This window comes from Paenibacillus sp. NRS-1760 (assembly GCF_050467785.1).
GTDB lineage: Bacteria > Bacillota > Bacilli > Paenibacillales > Paenibacillaceae > Pristimantibacillus.
Map to the genome: position 1 here is coordinate 719,479 of NZ_JBITPK010000013.1, position 15,572 is coordinate 735,050.

Here is a 15,572-nt window from a genome sequence, read left to right on the forward strand (position 1 = left end):
CGGAAATCGCATAAAAGTGAAACAATCTTTTTTGTAAACGCTGCCATTCGTACGTTTCTCGGTAGATCGCACATTTTCTCGCACCCCCACATTATTGAGGAGGAATATAATGCGCAATAAGTATGTTGCATGGTCGCTTATCGTTACCATGCTATTCTCGACCTTGCTCCTATCTACTGGACCGTTTACTCCCGTTTCTGCTGCAGGTGGATCAAATCTGTCAATCGGCAAAGACGTTACAGCAAGCGGCCAATCTCAAACCTACAGTCCAAGCAATGTGAAAGACAGCAACCAAGGAACGTATTGGGAAAGTGCAAATAACGCATTTCCACAATGGATTCAAGTCGATCTCGGCTCAAGTACTAGCATCGACCAGATCGTATTAAAGCTGCCTGCTGGCTGGGAAACAAGGACGCAAACGCTTGCGGTTCAAGGCAGTGTTAATGGAACAACGTTTACGAATATTGCAGCTTCTAACGGTTATGTATTTAATCCGGCGGTTGCAAGCAATTCGGTCACAATTAACTTCACTTCAACGAACACACGTTATGTTCGCTTGAATTTTACAGGCAATACAGGCTGGCCAGCGGCACAGTTATCCGAATTCGAAATTTATGGCACTGCGCTTACACCGTCACCAACTCCTACGTCAACGCCTACGGGCATCTATCAGGCTGAGTCTGCTGCACTGTCCGGCGGAGCGAGTGTAAATACGGATCATACCGGCTATGCCGGCACTGGATTTGTTGACGGCTACTTAGCACAAGGTGCGACAACAACGTTTACGGTCAATGCAGCCGCGGCAGGCAGCCGCAACGTGACACTCAAGTACGCCAATGCGAACGGAAGCACAAAAACAATAAGCATCTACGTTAACGGAACAAAAATCCGCCAAACCTCACTTCCAAACCTTGCGAACTGGGATACGTGGGGAACGAAAGCAGAAGCTCTCCCTTTAAATGCAGGCTCCAATACGATTGCTTATAAATACGATGCAGGTGATTCCGGCAATGTCAATCTTGACCAAATCACGGTTGATTCAACGATCATTACACCTACACCTTCTCCTACAGCAACGGCAACTCCTACTCCAATAGCTACTCCTACGCCAGCGGTGACGCCAACAGCAACGCCAACTCCTACGCCAACAGTGACACCAACTCCAACAGCAACGCCTACGACTCCTCCAGGTGGAAACATCGCTATTGGCAAAGCTATTAGCGCATCATCCAGTATACAAACGTTTATCGCAGCGAATGCAAACGACAATAACACCGCCACTTATTGGGAAGGCGGCAGCGCTTCGAGCACCTTAACTCTCGATCTTGGGGCGAATCATGACATTACATCCATCGTGCTTAAGCTGAATCCTTCTACAGAATGGGGCACTCGTACACAAACGATTCAAGTACTAGGCCATAACCAAAGTACAACAACCTTCAGCAGCTTAGTGTCGGCACAAGCTTATACGTTTAATCCAGCTTCGGGCAATACGGTAACGATTCCGATTACCTCGACGGTTAAACGTCTGCAGTTGAATATTACGACGAACTCCGGCGCACCTGCCGGTCAAATCGCTGAGTTTCAAGTCTACGGAACGCCTGCTCCAAACCCTGATTTGACGATTACAGGCATGTCATGGGCACCGGTCTCACCAATAGAGACTAACGAAATTACACTGAACGCAACAGTTAAGAATATCGGCAACGCCAGTGCCCCGGCGACTACAGTCAACTTCTACCTTAACAATACGCTTGCCGGCTCTGCTCCAGTAGCCGCACTAGCGGCCGGTGCTTCAGCAACAGTGTCACTTAATGTTGGCGCCAAAACAGCAGCTACGTACTCAGTAAGCTCGAAGGTAGATGAGAACAATGCAATTATTGAGCAAAATGATGCCAACAACAGCTATACGAATCCATCATCACTCATTGTCGCTCCTGTAGCCAGTTCCGATTTAATTGGAACTGTATCCTGGACACCTAGTAATCCAGTTGCCAGCAATACTGTCGCTTTCAACGTTATCCTTAAAAATCAAGGAAACATTTCTACAGCAAGCGTCACCCATGGCGTAACCGTTATTCTTAAAAATTCAGCCGGCTCTACCATTCAGACCTACAACGGGTCATATAGCGGTACTTTAGCAGCTGGCGCATCTGCAAATGTCAGTATTCCTGGAACATGGACAGCAGTAACAGGCAACTATACCGTATCAACAATCGTTGCTGTTGATGCCAATGAATTAGCAATTAAGCAAGCAAATAACACGAGTTCAACAAGTCTAGTCGTTTATTCTGCTCGAGGTGCTAGCATGCCTTACAACAGGTACGATACGCAGGATGCGACTCGTGGTGGAGGGGCAACTTTACAATCTGCACCGACATTCGATCAGGCGCTGATTGCATCCGAGGCATCTGGTCAGAGCTACGTGTCACTTCCATCGAATGGCTCATATCTTCAGTGGAACGTAAGGCAAGGGGAGGGCGGAGCAGGCGTTACGATGAGATTTACGATGCCTGACTCGTCAGATGGCATGGGGCTCAGCGGATCACTTGATGTTTACGTCAATGGTGTCAAAGCCAAGACCATCCCGCTCACATCTTACTACAACTGGCAGTATTTCGCGAGTGATCAACCAGCTGACACTCCATCCGGAGGACGTCCGCTCTTCCGATTTGATGAGGTGCATTGGAAACTCGACGCAGCCCTTCAACCTGGCGATACCATACGTATCCAAAAAAGCAATGCAGACAATCTCGAATATGGTGTAGACTTCCTTGAAATCGAGCAGGTTCCTGCTGCGATTGCCCGCCCAGCCAACTCGGTTTCTGTAACGGATTTTGGCGCTGTTGCAAACGATGGCCTCGATGATCTTGCAGCTTTCGAAGCTGCTGTAACATCAGCGGTTTCTACTGGGAAAATCATGTATATACCGGAAGGAACATTCCATCTCGGAAACATGTGGAAGGTCGGTTCTGTCAGTAGCATGATTAATGATATTACGATCATGGGTGCAGGCATCTGGCATACAAACATCCAGTTTACCAACCCTAATGTAGCATCGGGCGGCATTTCATTCCGTGTCGAAGGCAAGCTTGATTTTAGCAATATCTATATGAATTCCAAGCTGCGGTCACGCTATCACGAGGGTGCTATTTACAAGGGCTTTATGGACAATTTCGGAAAAAATTCAAAGGTACACAATGTATGGGTTGAGCACTTTGAATGCGGTTTTTGGGTAGGGGATTATGCACATACACCAGCAATTTATGCGGATGGGCTAGTGATCGAAAATAGCCGTATCCGAAATAATCTTGCTGATGGTGTCAACTTCGCCCAAGGAACGAGTAATTCGACTGTTCGCAACAGCAGCGTCCGAAATAACGGTGATGATGGTCTTGCCGTATGGACGAGTAATGTAAATGGTGCTCGCGCGGGTGTCAACAATACTTTCTCGTTTAATACGATTGAGAATAACTGGCGTGCGGCTGCTATTGCATTTTTCGGTGGGGGAGGACATAAGGCTACTAACAACTTGATCATCGATACTGTCGGCGGATCTGGCATTCGAATGAACACTGTATTCCCAGGCTACCATTTCCAGAACAATACCGGCATTTTGTTCTCGGATACAACGATTATTAACAGCGGAACTAGTAAAGACCTCTACAATGGCGAACGCGGAGCTATCGATTTGGAGGCATCTAACGATTCCATCAAAAACGTGACGTTTACCAACATTGATATTATCAATACGCAGCGCAGTGCAATCCAGTTTGGATATGGCGGCGGCTTTGAAAATATCGTGTTCAACAATATCAATATTAATGGTACGGGACGTGATGGAATCCTTACATCGCGGTTCACATCACCGCATCCAGGTGCGGCAATTTACACCTATACGGGGAATGGATCAGCAACGTTCAACAACCTGACGACTAGCAATATCGCTCATCCCAACACGAATTACATTCAGAATGGATTTGGTTTGATCATTCAGTAACAGATGGATCATTCAGTAACAATAAGAAATGGCTGTGTGGGGGAGTTCTTCGGAACTCTTCCACTTTTTTTATGTTTATCAAAGCTATACAACGAAAATGAGGAATCTAAAAATACATATTAAATATATACGATTTTAGAAAATGAATGTGAAAAACAAACAATTATATGAGCAATTAGTTGATAACGTCGTTATTTAGATAACACAAAGCGAATAGTTAACCAAAATGTTCATGATTTAAATAAAAATAATCGGAATAATCCAAGCATTCTATGCATTAAATGAATTACCGTTCATATTTTATATATAAAAGAAGCAATTCACTCCAGAAAGCAGGAGGTTATCGCATGAATGCCGAGCACAGTCAAGGACTTAATGCCATTTCGCAACCTGGTGAATTCACAGAGCTTGACCGTTTCATGTTCGAGTCTTGGGGTTATTTGATCATTCCTAATGTATTAACCGCTGACCAAGCACAGCAATGCCTGGAGGCATCTATTCGCCTGCATGAGAGAGAAGGGACAACCGGATGGGCTCAGGTTGGCCGAGGATTTGAAAGTGAACCTACGCTGGACCAGTTGATTGATCACCCTGCGGTACTCCCAAAAGTGAGAGCATTATATGGCGATCGTTTTATTCTTCAATCCGCTTGGTGCACGAAGCAGCCGGCATTTGGAGGAGCAGGCGGCTGGCATCAGGATGGCTCAGGAGCTTACGATTTTAATCAACTAGCTTATCCCATTCCTCTGCTGCAGCTGCGCGCTTCCTATTTGCTTACTGACCAATCGCTGCCTAGGATGGGCAACATGGAGATGATTCCAGGCAGCCATAGAGCCCAAGTTCCACTCCCGGCAGACATCCGCCGCGATAAAGGTGATTTGCCAGTAGGACATGTCATTTGCGCACCTGCCGGATCTGTATTGCTCTTCCATAACGCGGTTTGGCATCGTACATATTATCATGACGGAGATTACGACCGTTATACCGCACATTATATTTATAGTCCGCCTTGGGTTCGATTCTCCGATCGCTTTGCAAACAACAAGGACTATTTGGAGCGTACAACGCCTATGCGCCGTTATTTAGCAGGGGAATATGAGCGGCCAGACGCGCCATTTGGCGCCGGGTACCCCGCAACGGCATTTAAAGATTAGTAATGCGTAGCTTAAGCAAATATTTGAATAATGGAGGGATTTTCGAATGTTAAATGTAGCGATGATTAGCAAATGGCATGTTCATGCTGATGGGTATGCCAAACACCTGCAATCACTTGGAAACGTAAACATAACAGCAGTTTGGGATGAAATAACGGAGAGAGGGCGAACGTGGGCAGCGGAGCTCGGAGCTGCTTTTGAATCTGATTTAGATACGCTGCTTCAAAGGGCAGATGTAGATGCTGTTGTCATCGATGCCCCTACCAGCATGCACGCGGAAGTCATGGTTGCTGCTGCGCAAGCTGGAAAACATATTTTCACAGAGAAATCGATGGCGCTTACGGTAGCCGAATGCGACAAAATTACGGCTGCTGTACAAAAATCCGGCGTGAAGTTTTGTATCTCTTTTCCCGCTCGAACAAGGCCTCACCATATATTCGCTAAACAGCTTCTGGATGATGGGCTGCTTGGTGCCATTACGCTGCTGCGAATCCGAAATGGTCACGACGGAGCATTAAACAATTGGCTGCCTGAATACTGGTACGATGAGAAACAGGCAGGCGGCGGAGCTATGATGGATCTTGGTTGCCATCCGATGTATTTGGCAAGCTGGCTGCTTGGTGAGCCGAGACGAATTACATCCATGTTTAATTATTTTACGGGCCGGGCTGTTGAAGATAATGCACAATGCTCGATTGAGTTTGCTAACAACGCGGTTGCGCTGCTGGAAACTAGCCTCGTTACTTACTCGACGCCTTCTGCGTTTGAACTATACGGTACTGAAGGGACACTGATCATTTCCGGGGAAGATGTTAAATTTGCTTCCAAACATACCGATTCACCGCTCCAAGGCTGGATTTCACCTCGACAGCTTCCAAAGGAGCAGCCGCTTCCACTAACACAATGGGTGGATGGCATTCTGAACGACAAGCCGATGCCATTTGGACTCGAGGACGGAACAAAGCTGACGGAACTTCTTGAAACGGCATATATCGCACATCGCGAGAGAAGAACCGTAGATTTTAAACGGCAAGGAGGAAATTAATGAGATGCGAACAGTAAAGGTAGGTATTATCGGATGCGGTATGATTGCTGGCGGCAAACATATGCCAAGCTTAGCCAAGGTGGGTAATGTAGAGATGGTCGCATTCTGCGATCTGATCGAAGAAAGAGCACGCGAAGCAGCTGAGCAGTATGGAGTTCCCGGCGCAAAGGTTTTTACCGATTATAAGCAGTTATTAGCCATGGAGGATATTGAAGTCATTCATGTATTGACGCCAAATATTTCGCATGCTGTCATTTCAATCGATGCCATGGAAGCAGGCAAACACGTTATGTGTGAGAAGCCGATGGCCAAGACCAGTGCCGAAGCGAAAGCGATGTACGAAGCTCATGTTAGAACCGGTAAAAAGCTGACCGTTGGCTACCAGAACCGCAGCAAAGCTCAGTCGTTGCTGTTAAAAAAAATGATCGAGAATGATGAGCTTGGCGAGATCTATTATGCCAAAGCGGTTGCAACAAGGCGTAGAGGCGTTCCTACATGGGGAGTATTTCTGGATAAAGAGAAGCAAGGCGGCGGACCTTTGATCGATATTGGCACCCATTCACTGGATCTCATCCTCTGGCTGATGAACAATTATGAACCTCACAGTGTAGTAGGCAGTGTGTTCCAGAAGCTGAAGGATACTGAAAATGCAGCTAATGAATGGGGATCATGGGACCCAGAGCAGTTTGAAGTAGAAGATTCCGCTTTTGGTTATGTAAAATTCAAAAACGGTGCTGTCGTTTCAATTGAAACCAGCTGGGCACTTAATATCGCCAAATCTGAAGGATCATATTTGTGCGGTACGAAGGGCGGCGCTGATTTTCACGATGGTCTGCGCATTAACGGTGAGAGGGACGGCAGCTTATTTCTAAACGTCATCGACGTCAAAGCAACCGAGAGAGAGCAATTCCGTGGAGAAAACCTGACTGATTTCGAGTATGAAGCCAAGCAGTGGATCAGCAGTATTGTTAACGATACCGATCCGCTCGTTAAGCCTGAAGAGGCGATGGTGGTATCGGCAATTCTGGAAGCGGTATACTTATCAGCCGAAACCGGCAAAACGATCTACTTCGATTAAAGGCAGCTCATGTCACAAGTAAGAGACGGATAATCATATGAATTACAATAAAGGACGGTATCCTGAGGTCATTAGACTTCTGGATATCGTCCTTTTCAATTGATGTACCCTATATTTAAGATGAAGATTTAGTGCTTTTTGCAGAGCTGAGGCGATCAATTTGATTATCGAGTACTTTGCTGGCTTTTTCTAAAAACTGTGTAATTAGTTCCAGCTCTGCATCTGTATAGGAAGAAGCCAGCTTCACCATCTCGTTATGAAGTGGAATATACGTATTGCTGACGTCTTCTTTTTCTTCATAGAGGGGAACAATAATCACTTTGCGACGGTCATTGGGATCGTTTTGCCTGCGTACGTAACCGAATTTTTCAAGGCGGTCAATTAATGCTGTCACACTTCCTGTAGCAAGGCCAGTTAGTTTGGACAACTCACCGGCTGTGATCGGACCTTTTTCACGCAAAATATCCACAGATAAAAAATCATTATTATATAAGCCGAGAGCACCAGCTACATTTTGTTGGTACAAAACTGTTCGGCTTCCTAGTCCGCGCATACGTGCGACGAATTGTTCCTGCTTATCGGTCGCTTGCACTTGTTGCTCGCTTGACAAAGGACAAACCTCCTTTTAAGATATGGGTATCTCAGTTATCGAGATACTTTGTTATAAAGATATTAGATGAAATGAATATAATCAAGTTCATTCTATCGAAATCATTCGTACTTTGCAAAAACTTTAGTCATGATGGCTAAACAATTTTAACCCATATTTGAGATCGAAATGCTTTAAGACATAGAATAATTATTTATTATGAGGAGGATTTTTATGAAAGATACCATTTTTATTAAAGGTGCACGTGAAAACAACCTGAAAAATGTTTCCCTTTCAATTCCCAAGTACAAGCTGGTCGTTCTTACAGGTCCATCAGGATCTGGCAAATCAACTTTGGCTATGGATACACTTCAAAGAGAGTGCCAAAGGCAGTATTTGGATTCCATGGGCATGACCTCGGATTCGATAGGGAAGCCGAAGGTTGAGTCTATCGAAGGATTGTCACCTTCCATCAGCGTTGGACAGCATGTTACCAATCGAAATCCACGCTCAACAGTCGGAACAGTAACCGATATCTATACGTTTGTAAGGTTTATCTTCTCGCGACTAGGGGAGAGGATTTGCCTAGCTTGCAGCGGTCACATTGCTCCTTCATTTGAGCCCAAAGGTGCAATGGCTGATGAAGATGAGGAAATGGATCATCAAATGATAGGATGTCCTCACTGCGGAGCAGCGCTTGAGCAGCTAGGAATGTCGCACTTTTCCTTCAACAAGCCAGAAGGAGCCTGCGGAGCTTGCAGTGGGCTTGGACATGTGGCAAGCATTAATGAAGCAGCCGTTTTCAATTCGGAGCTCAGTTTGCGCGATGGGGGAGTGGCTTCTTTGAACGGGGTTCATCGCGATATTCAAATTCGTATTTTGATGGCGGCAGGAAAGCATTACGGCTTTGCATTTGATCCGGATCAGCCTTTAAAGGATTTCGGAGAGATACAGCGCGATTTGTTATATTATGGTGTCGAGAGTGAAGCCTTCAAGCGGCATTATCCAAATGTGAAGCCTGTCCAAGGTACAAAATTCGAAGGGGTCATCCCTGGTTTATGGCGGCGTTACAAAGAAAAAGAAGGAGAAACAGGCACTGCGGAAAAAGAGGGAAGTTTTTTTCATGAACAGCTTTGCCCGGAATGCCTAGGCGCACGCCTTAAGAAAGAGGTTCGTCTCGTTCAAGTAGCTGGCTCAACCATCTCAGACGTATCGGAATGGTCGCTCAGTGATGTATTTAAGTGGACCGAGGAATTACAAGAGACGCTTCCGCCTGAAGGTCATTATCTGCTCAAACCCATTCTGCACGATATGCCTACTAGGCTAAAACGAATCATTGATGTTGGCCTAGGTTATCTTTCCCTGAATCGGCAAACCGTTTCGCTATCCGGCGGCGAAGCACAGCGGCTGCGGCTCGCATCGCTGCTCGGTTCTGGCCTCACCGGAGTACTTTATATTTTGGATGAACCGACCACGGGTCTCCATCCCCGTGATACATCCGGTCTCATACGAGTACTTCAGCAGCTTCGTGATTTAGGCAATACAGTACTCGTAATCGAGCACGATGTTGAAATGATGCGTGCAGCAGACCATATCATCGATATAGGTCCTGGCGCTGGGTTGCACGGTGGAACCGTCGTAGGCGAAGGAAGTCTGGAGGATCTAATGTCGAGTACGCTTTCGGTTACAGGCGCTTATTTGAGAGAAGAGAATGGCTCAACTCCTGTACGCGTTCGCAGGACAGGCAACGGTCAATTTATTACAATCGAGCAGGCTAAACTCCGTAATGTTGAAATTCCAACTGTAGCCTTCCCGCTTGGCTGTCTCGTTTCCGTTACTGGTGTATCTGGCTCCGGCAAATCCACGCTAGTTTTTGATATCCTTGCACAAGGAAGTCAGAAGGAGTTGGAGCGAATAGGGTGCAAGGAAATTACGGGCTTAGAGCATGTCGGCAATGTCGTTATATTTGACCAGACACCCATGGGAAGAGTGCAGCGCTCCAACGTAGCAACATATACAGATGTGTTTACGCAGCTGCGCCAGTTGTTCGCTGGTTTGCCAGAAGCTAAAAAAAGAAAACTGACAACCAAACATTTCTCATTTAACACTTCTGGTGGCCGATGTGAGACATGTCAGGGGTTAGGCGTGCTTTCCGTTGATATGAACTTCCTGCCTGATCTGGAGGTAAAATGTCCTGACTGCAAAGGAAAACGATTTACGGATGAGGTTTTGCAGGTTCAGTATGAAGGATGCTCTATATCGGATTTGCTGAATATGTCTGTACAGGAAAGCCTAGCTATTCTCAAAAAAGAAACTAAAATAACAGGTATAATCGAGATGCTTTGTGAAGTCGGACTAGGCTACTTGAAATGGGGTCAATCGGTCAAAACGTTATCTGGCGGCGAAGGACAGCGGATCAGACTGGCGAAAGAGCTGAGCAAGCCTTCCAAAAACCATACGCTCTACCTGCTGGATGAACCGACGACAGGCCTCCATCCATCTGACATTAAGCAGCTCCATACTTTACTCAGTAAGCTGGTTGATACAGGCAATACGGTCATCGTTGTTGAGCATAGTCTGGAACTGATACGAGAATCCGATTGGGTTATCGATATCGGCCCAGAAGGGGGCGCAGCCGGCGGCACATTAGTAGCAGAAGGCACTCCTGAACGTGTAGCGGAAGTAGCAGAGTCCTATACGGGTATGTTCTTAAAGGAAATGTTGGCTAAAAGGCAGTAATTATAGCTTGCCAATCTATCGCTAAATCAATACGTAGTGCAGGTACTGTCATACTGGCAGTACCTTTTTTGTCAAGTATTCCAAATGGAGAGGAAAATTCAATTTCTTTTATAACGAATCACTAATTTATGGTAAATTACAGTAGTGCAACATGTAAACAAAGGAGGAGATCGCCGTTTCTAATGCTCTAAATAAACATAATGAATATCCAATGGCAAGCATTCCAGCTGGAGAAATTGAATTAAGAGATGACCGGACGAAGCGAAAATGGAAGTCTGAAATTAAACCCTTTTATCTTTCACCTTATCCCGTAACGATGGAATTGTATTTAGCTGTAACCAAAAAATCTCCTCTTTCTTTGAGTAGTGATCAAAAACCAGTGGTCAATATCTCTTGGAATGAAGCCATCTATTTTTGTAATTTATTGTCCCTGAATGCAGGATTAACGGAGTGTTATTCATTCAGTCAGGATGGAGATCATGTTGAATGTGATTGGGAATCTAATGGCTATCGCCTTCCGACAGAGGCGGAATGGCAATATGCGTGTAAAGCAGGAACAGCTGGCTATCAATACGGAGAGATCGATAAAATCGCTTGGTACAATGGAAATTCGGGAGACAGCATTCACGAAGTAGGTAAAAAAGAACCCAACGCATGGGGCTTATATGATATGTTAGGAAACGTATGGGAATGGTGCTGGGATTTATATGATGAGCAGGTATATGGCTCATATCGCATTTTTCGGGGCGGCAGCTGGGCTGAAGAAGCGAGAGGCTGCGGAGCCACTTGTCGTCGTCGCAGTCATCCGTCATTTTGTATTGACGACCTTGGGTTTCGCCTTGCCAAATCATGTTAACGAGTTGATAATAACCGCGGAGGTATACCTCCGCGGTTATTTCTAATTCCTATTAAGCTATTTGCAATTCATAAGCTCACGCAGCGCATCTGCAAATTTGGAGATTCCTAAACCAATTTCAGCTTCTTTTGCTCGAGCAAAAGTAAATCTTACGAAACCAGAATCCGATCCGTACACACTTCCAGGAACAAAAACAATCCCTCTTTTTATGGATTCCTCCAGCAGCTTTCCATCGTGAACATCCGGAACTAGCTTACACCATAGATGAAGACCACCTTGTGGGGCAGTGAACGTAACCAATCCTGGAAGTTCCTTCTGCAATGCTTCAATAAGTAAATCTCGTTTATATTGGAGCTGCATTCGCAAGCGGTCAAGATGAGGTTCAAAATAATTGGACTTCAAAAATTGTGCCGCTACCTGCTGCGGTATAACGCTAAGTCCAAAATCCATTTGCTGCCTTGCGTCAGCAAGCCTTTCCACAATGGAGTTAGGGGCAACCATCCAACCAATTCGCATGCCAGATGCAGCTATTTTGGAAAAAGAACCGATATAGAGGACAGACCCAATTGAATCCATTGATTTCAGCGGTGAAGGCGGTGAACCTTCATAGTCCGTTAAGCTAAATGGATCATCCTCGACAATAGGCAGCGCCAACTCGCTTGCAACGTCAAGCAGCTGTTTGCGACGTTCAGCACCGAACACTGTACCTGTTGGGTTCTGATAGTTCGGGTTCATGAACACCATTTTGATCCGATGTTTTTTGTATAAGGCTCGAATGTCCTCTGGACATACCCCTTGACTGTCAACAGGAAGACGGAACAATCTAAGCCCCGCTGATTGAAACATAGGCAGAGAATAGCAGTAGGAAGGATCTTCAATCGCAACTGCGTCGCCAGGCGACAACAAACACTGGGTTATTAAATATAACGATTGCTGAGATCCCGATGTGATCAAAATCGATGATTCCGTTGTCTTAATACCTCGATGTTGATCAAGATAGGATACCAACGCTTGTCTAAGCGGAATATACCCTTGAGGATTATCATAACCCAAATATGAAGTGTATTTATTCTCACTCATCAACGTTGTAATTTCATCATTAGGAGCCAAATCAGCCGACAGCTCGCCGCTAGCAAAATCGATGAGAGAGGGGTTTTGATTGAGCGCTTCACGAATTCTTCGCATAAAGGGTAAGTTAGGTAGAAAGCTGCCGCCTTCAGCGTACCGACTCCAATTTGGCGTGTGCCTCGGAGTGGCTCCCCATTTTGTTTTGGATACACGCGTTCCACTGCCTGTCTGACTTTCAATAATCCCCATCGATCGAAGCTCGGCAAAAGCCAAAATGACTGTACTGCGGTTGACGCCCAGTTGTTCAGCCAATTTTCTCTCCGATGGAAGCAAGCTGCCAGGAGGGAATTCACCGTAGGAAATCCGTCTTTCTAGATGATCGGTAATTTGTTTATATATAGGAATTTTACTTTTCCTCTCAAGTTCCCACATCAGGTTCACATCCCTTGCTTGTAAATAAAACATTATAGTCATGATTATCATACCACTGATTTTCAAACTGAAAGAGGATGTTTTCAACCTAACTATGACAGTTAAATGAAAACCAATCGAATTGGATGGTAGTAATTCATCCGATTTGGATGGTTCGTTTTTTCGCTTTTTATTTTATGATAAACGTTAATTCACATTTCAATGAACTGCACGTATTAGGGATCAAAAATATACTGCTAACATATAGGGGGAAATCATATGCAAGTACCTATCGGCGTATGGATCGTATCTTTTATAATCGTAGCCATTCTTTCATGGATTACATTCTGGATCACGAACAAAGCGTATTCAAGACGTTGGGAAGATCATGATGACAGCAACCTAAATAATTAAACAAAAAAGAGTGTGAGTTACAACAACAAATAGCTCAGGAAATGGAAATCAGTAACGACAAAAGCTTTGTTGTTACTGGTTTTTTTGCGTTCATCTGCGTATTTTCTTAAGATAAAAAGTGAAAGGGTATATAATCAATCATTACTTGCATTTTGCAAATAATTGCGCTATAAATAGATCAAGAGGTGAAACAAGTGGAGAACACAAGAGAGATGTTTCAAATAATGACTCGCCGGTTTGGGCTTCTGGATAAAAATTGTTGCACAGCGGGCGGAGTGGGTATCTCATTAATTCAAAGCCATATTATTTATGAGATCGATCGAAAACATAATCCATCTATTCAGCAGGTGGCGGATTCACTATCCATAGACATCACGACGTTTAGCCGCCAAGTTCAAAGCCTTGTGAAGTTAGGATTGGTGAAGAAAACACAACTTCCTGAAGACCGGAGAATCAATATTTTAACGTTAACGACTGAAGGCAAGTACATTTCAACAGTCATTGATGGCCAAATGAATGACTATTTAAAAGAGGTCTTTTCGCATATGTCTGAATTTGAACAAGACATGGTCATAAACTCGATAAAATTGCTTAACGACAGCATGGCAAAATCGAAAGTATGTTGTACAACACTGGGATAATTATTTATCCCTTTAAAAATCATTAATACTTGCAATTTGCAAATAATATCGAGGAGGAAATAAAATGATGAAAAGTATTCTTGTTAACCAAATTAGCTGCTGTGAGGTACATGACAACGAAAAAAGCAATTTGCCAATTGCAATTATAGGAGCTGGACCGGTAGGTCTTGCGGCAGCTGCACATTTAAGTTTAAAAGGAGAGTCATTTTTACTTTTAGAAGCTGGTTGCGATATCGGAGCAAATATTAAAAAATGGGAGCATGTAAGACTCTTTTCCCCATGGGAATATAACATCGATAAAGCAGCTAAACAATTGTTGCTTTTGACCAACTGGATCGCACCAAAAAATACGGATATTCCAACAGGGAAAGAACTCGTAGAACAATATTTAAAGCCTCTGTCAGAGCTCTCTGAAATAAGTCCGTCTATTCATTTGAATACGAAGGTGACTGCCATTAGCCGTAAGGGTTTAAATAAAGTCAAAACGAACGGTCGTGATGATCTGCCTTTTGCCATTCACGCCACCCAAAATGGCAGCCAACATCTTTTTGAAGCAAGAGCGGTTATTGATGCAACAGGTACATGGTCAAATCCAAACCCGCTTCGTTCGGATGGTGTGTTCTTATTAGAAGAAAAAGCGCTTAGCAATCAAATATATTATGGCATCCCAGATTTGCTCGGAAAGGATGAAGAACGTTACCGCGGAAAAAAAGTCCTTGTCGTTGGAAGTGGTCATTCCGCCATTAATACACTTTTGGAACTTGGCGAGCTTCAAAAGCAAACAAACGAGACTGAAATTGTATGGGCAATACGAAAACATCATCTTGTGGATGTTTATGGCGGACGTGAGTTAGATGGATTACCGGCAAGGGGAGAACTCGGAAATCGAATTCAAAAATTAGTTGAATCGGGAATTTTGAAAGTGATGACCTCGTTTTATATTGATGAATTAAAACAGAGTAACGGGAAAATTCATGTTATCGGTACGGTTGGATCAGAGAAAGCTTATATTGACGGTGTTGACGAGATCGTATGCAACACGGGCTCACGTCCTGATTTATCATTTGTCCGTGAGGTAAGAGTGATGACGGACCCGAATCTTGAAAGTGCATATGAGTTAGCGCCACTAATCGATCCAAACGTTCATAGCTGCGGTACAGTTAGACCTCATGGTGAACTCGAATTACGTCAACCTGAGAAAGATTTTTACATTGTCGGTGCCAAAAGCTATGGAAGAGCACCGACCTTCTTAATGACAACCGGCTATGAGCAAGTTAGATCGATTGTAGCCGGTTTAGTGGGGGATATGGAGTCTGCTCGTAAAGTAGAGCTGGAATTGCCGGAGACAGGTGTTTGTAGCATTGGTGTCGGCGGCGGAGACAGTTGCTGTGGACCAGTTCAAGTGGAAAAATAATATACGATATTTCAGCAAGAGTATGAGCAACGTTCTACTTCAAACAACCTAAAACAAAGGGCATTTATTCAATCTAATGCCCTTTGTTTTGTTTATTTAGGAAGAAGGGGCGACTATGAATGGTTATAAACACTCGAAATTTTCACATCTCATCATATTCGCC

At 44.5% G+C, this 15,572-nt stretch carries 11 protein-coding genes; 9 read left to right on the forward strand and 2 right to left on the reverse strand.

The annotated features are described in order from the left end of the window. Positions 1-109 precede the first annotated feature (109 nt). The 4 genes from ACIFSR_RS18925 to ACIFSR_RS18940 all read left to right on the forward strand — a co-directional run bounded on the left by ACIFSR_RS18925 (position 110) and on the right by ACIFSR_RS18940 (position 7,277). Positions 110-4,000, forward strand: coding sequence for a discoidin domain-containing protein (locus ACIFSR_RS18925; protein ID WP_430059193.1), 3,891 nt, complete (start codon positions 110-112; stop codon positions 3,998-4,000). Between the two features lie 347 nt (positions 4,001-4,347). After that, positions 4,348-5,154: a phytanoyl-CoA dioxygenase family protein gene (locus ACIFSR_RS18930; RefSeq protein WP_339209298.1), complete on the forward strand. Its 807-nt coding sequence runs from the start codon at positions 4,348-4,350 to the stop codon at positions 5,152-5,154. A 46-nt stretch (positions 5,155-5,200) separates the two neighbouring features. Beyond that, a complete protein-coding gene (locus tag ACIFSR_RS18935; RefSeq protein ID WP_339209297.1) occupies positions 5,201-6,199 on the forward strand; it encodes a Gfo/Idh/MocA family protein in 999 nt (332 codons plus the stop codon). 4 nt (positions 6,200-6,203) lie between these two features. Continuing rightward, positions 6,204-7,277: a Gfo/Idh/MocA family protein gene (locus ACIFSR_RS18940; RefSeq protein WP_430059196.1), complete on the forward strand. Its 1,074-nt coding sequence runs from the start codon at positions 6,204-6,206 to the stop codon at positions 7,275-7,277. Between the two features lie 115 nt (positions 7,278-7,392). On the opposite strand, the gene ACIFSR_RS18945 is transcribed toward ACIFSR_RS18940, so the two are convergent. Then, the gene (locus ACIFSR_RS18945; protein WP_339209609.1) at positions 7,393-7,830 is read right to left on the reverse strand and encodes a MarR family winged helix-turn-helix transcriptional regulator; all 438 of its coding nucleotides are present in this window, start codon (positions 7,828-7,830) and stop codon (positions 7,393-7,395) included. 270 nt (positions 7,831-8,100) lie between these two features. Here ACIFSR_RS18945 and uvrA point away from each other — a divergent pair, with 270 nt between their 5' ends. Continuing rightward, positions 8,101-10,605 (forward strand): excinuclease ABC subunit UvrA, encoded by a 2,505-nt coding sequence (uvrA, locus tag ACIFSR_RS18950; protein WP_430059198.1) that lies wholly within the window; start codon positions 8,101-8,103, stop codon positions 10,603-10,605. Positions 10,606-10,816: 211 nt separating this feature from the next. Then, a complete protein-coding gene (locus tag ACIFSR_RS18955; RefSeq protein ID WP_339209292.1) occupies positions 10,817-11,461 on the forward strand; it encodes a formylglycine-generating enzyme family protein in 645 nt (214 codons plus the stop codon). Positions 11,462-11,518: 57 nt separating this feature from the next. Here ACIFSR_RS18955 and ACIFSR_RS18960 read toward each other — a convergent pair whose 3' ends face one another. After that, on the reverse strand, positions 11,519-12,961 hold the full coding sequence (locus ACIFSR_RS18960; protein WP_339209608.1) for a PLP-dependent aminotransferase family protein: 1,443 nt from the start codon (positions 12,959-12,961) through the stop codon (positions 11,519-11,521). Positions 12,962-13,219: 258 nt separating this feature from the next. On the opposite strand from ACIFSR_RS18960, the gene ACIFSR_RS18965 reads away from it, so the two are divergent. From ACIFSR_RS18965 to ACIFSR_RS18975, 3 genes are all read left to right on the forward strand, one after another. Next, a complete protein-coding gene (locus tag ACIFSR_RS18965) occupies positions 13,220-13,354 on the forward strand; it encodes a hypothetical protein (RefSeq protein ID WP_256710766.1) in 135 nt (44 codons plus the stop codon). A gap of 194 nt (positions 13,355-13,548) precedes the next feature. Next, on the forward strand, positions 13,549-13,995 hold the full coding sequence (locus tag ACIFSR_RS18970; RefSeq protein WP_339209291.1) for a MarR family winged helix-turn-helix transcriptional regulator: 447 nt from the start codon (positions 13,549-13,551) through the stop codon (positions 13,993-13,995). 64 nt (positions 13,996-14,059) lie between these two features. After that, positions 14,060-15,409, forward strand: coding sequence for an NAD(P)-binding domain-containing protein (locus ACIFSR_RS18975; RefSeq protein WP_430059201.1), 1,350 nt, complete (start codon positions 14,060-14,062; stop codon positions 15,407-15,409). The last annotated feature ends 163 nt before the right edge of the window (positions 15,410-15,572 follow it).

Bases quoted from the DNA above. Each gene is read 5' to 3' on its own strand.
- ACIFSR_RS18925 (WP_430059193.1), top strand. From the start codon at position 110: ATGCGCAATAAGTATGTTGCATGGTCGCTTATCGTTACCATGCTATTC.
- ACIFSR_RS18930 (WP_339209298.1), top strand. From the start codon at position 4,348: ATGAATGCCGAGCACAGTCAAGGACTTAATGCCATTTCGCAACCTGGT.
- ACIFSR_RS18935 (WP_339209297.1), top strand. From the start codon at position 5,201: ATGTTAAATGTAGCGATGATTAGCAAATGGCATGTTCATGCTGATGGG.
- ACIFSR_RS18940 (WP_430059196.1), top strand. From the start codon at position 6,204: ATGCGAACAGTAAAGGTAGGTATTATCGGATGCGGTATGATTGCTGGC.
- ACIFSR_RS18945 (WP_339209609.1), bottom strand. From the start codon at position 7,830: ATGCGCGGACTAGGAAGCCGAACAGTTTTGTACCAACAAAATGTAGCT.
- uvrA (WP_430059198.1), top strand. From the start codon at position 8,101: ATGAAAGATACCATTTTTATTAAAGGTGCACGTGAAAACAACCTGAAA.
- ACIFSR_RS18955 (WP_339209292.1), top strand. From the start codon at position 10,817: ATGGCAAGCATTCCAGCTGGAGAAATTGAATTAAGAGATGACCGGACG.
- ACIFSR_RS18960 (WP_339209608.1), bottom strand. From the start codon at position 12,961: ATGTGGGAACTTGAGAGGAAAAGTAAAATTCCTATATATAAACAAATT.
- ACIFSR_RS18965 (WP_256710766.1), top strand. From the start codon at position 13,220: ATGCAAGTACCTATCGGCGTATGGATCGTATCTTTTATAATCGTAGCC.
- ACIFSR_RS18975 (WP_430059201.1), top strand. From the start codon at position 14,060: ATGATGAAAAGTATTCTTGTTAACCAAATTAGCTGCTGTGAGGTACAT.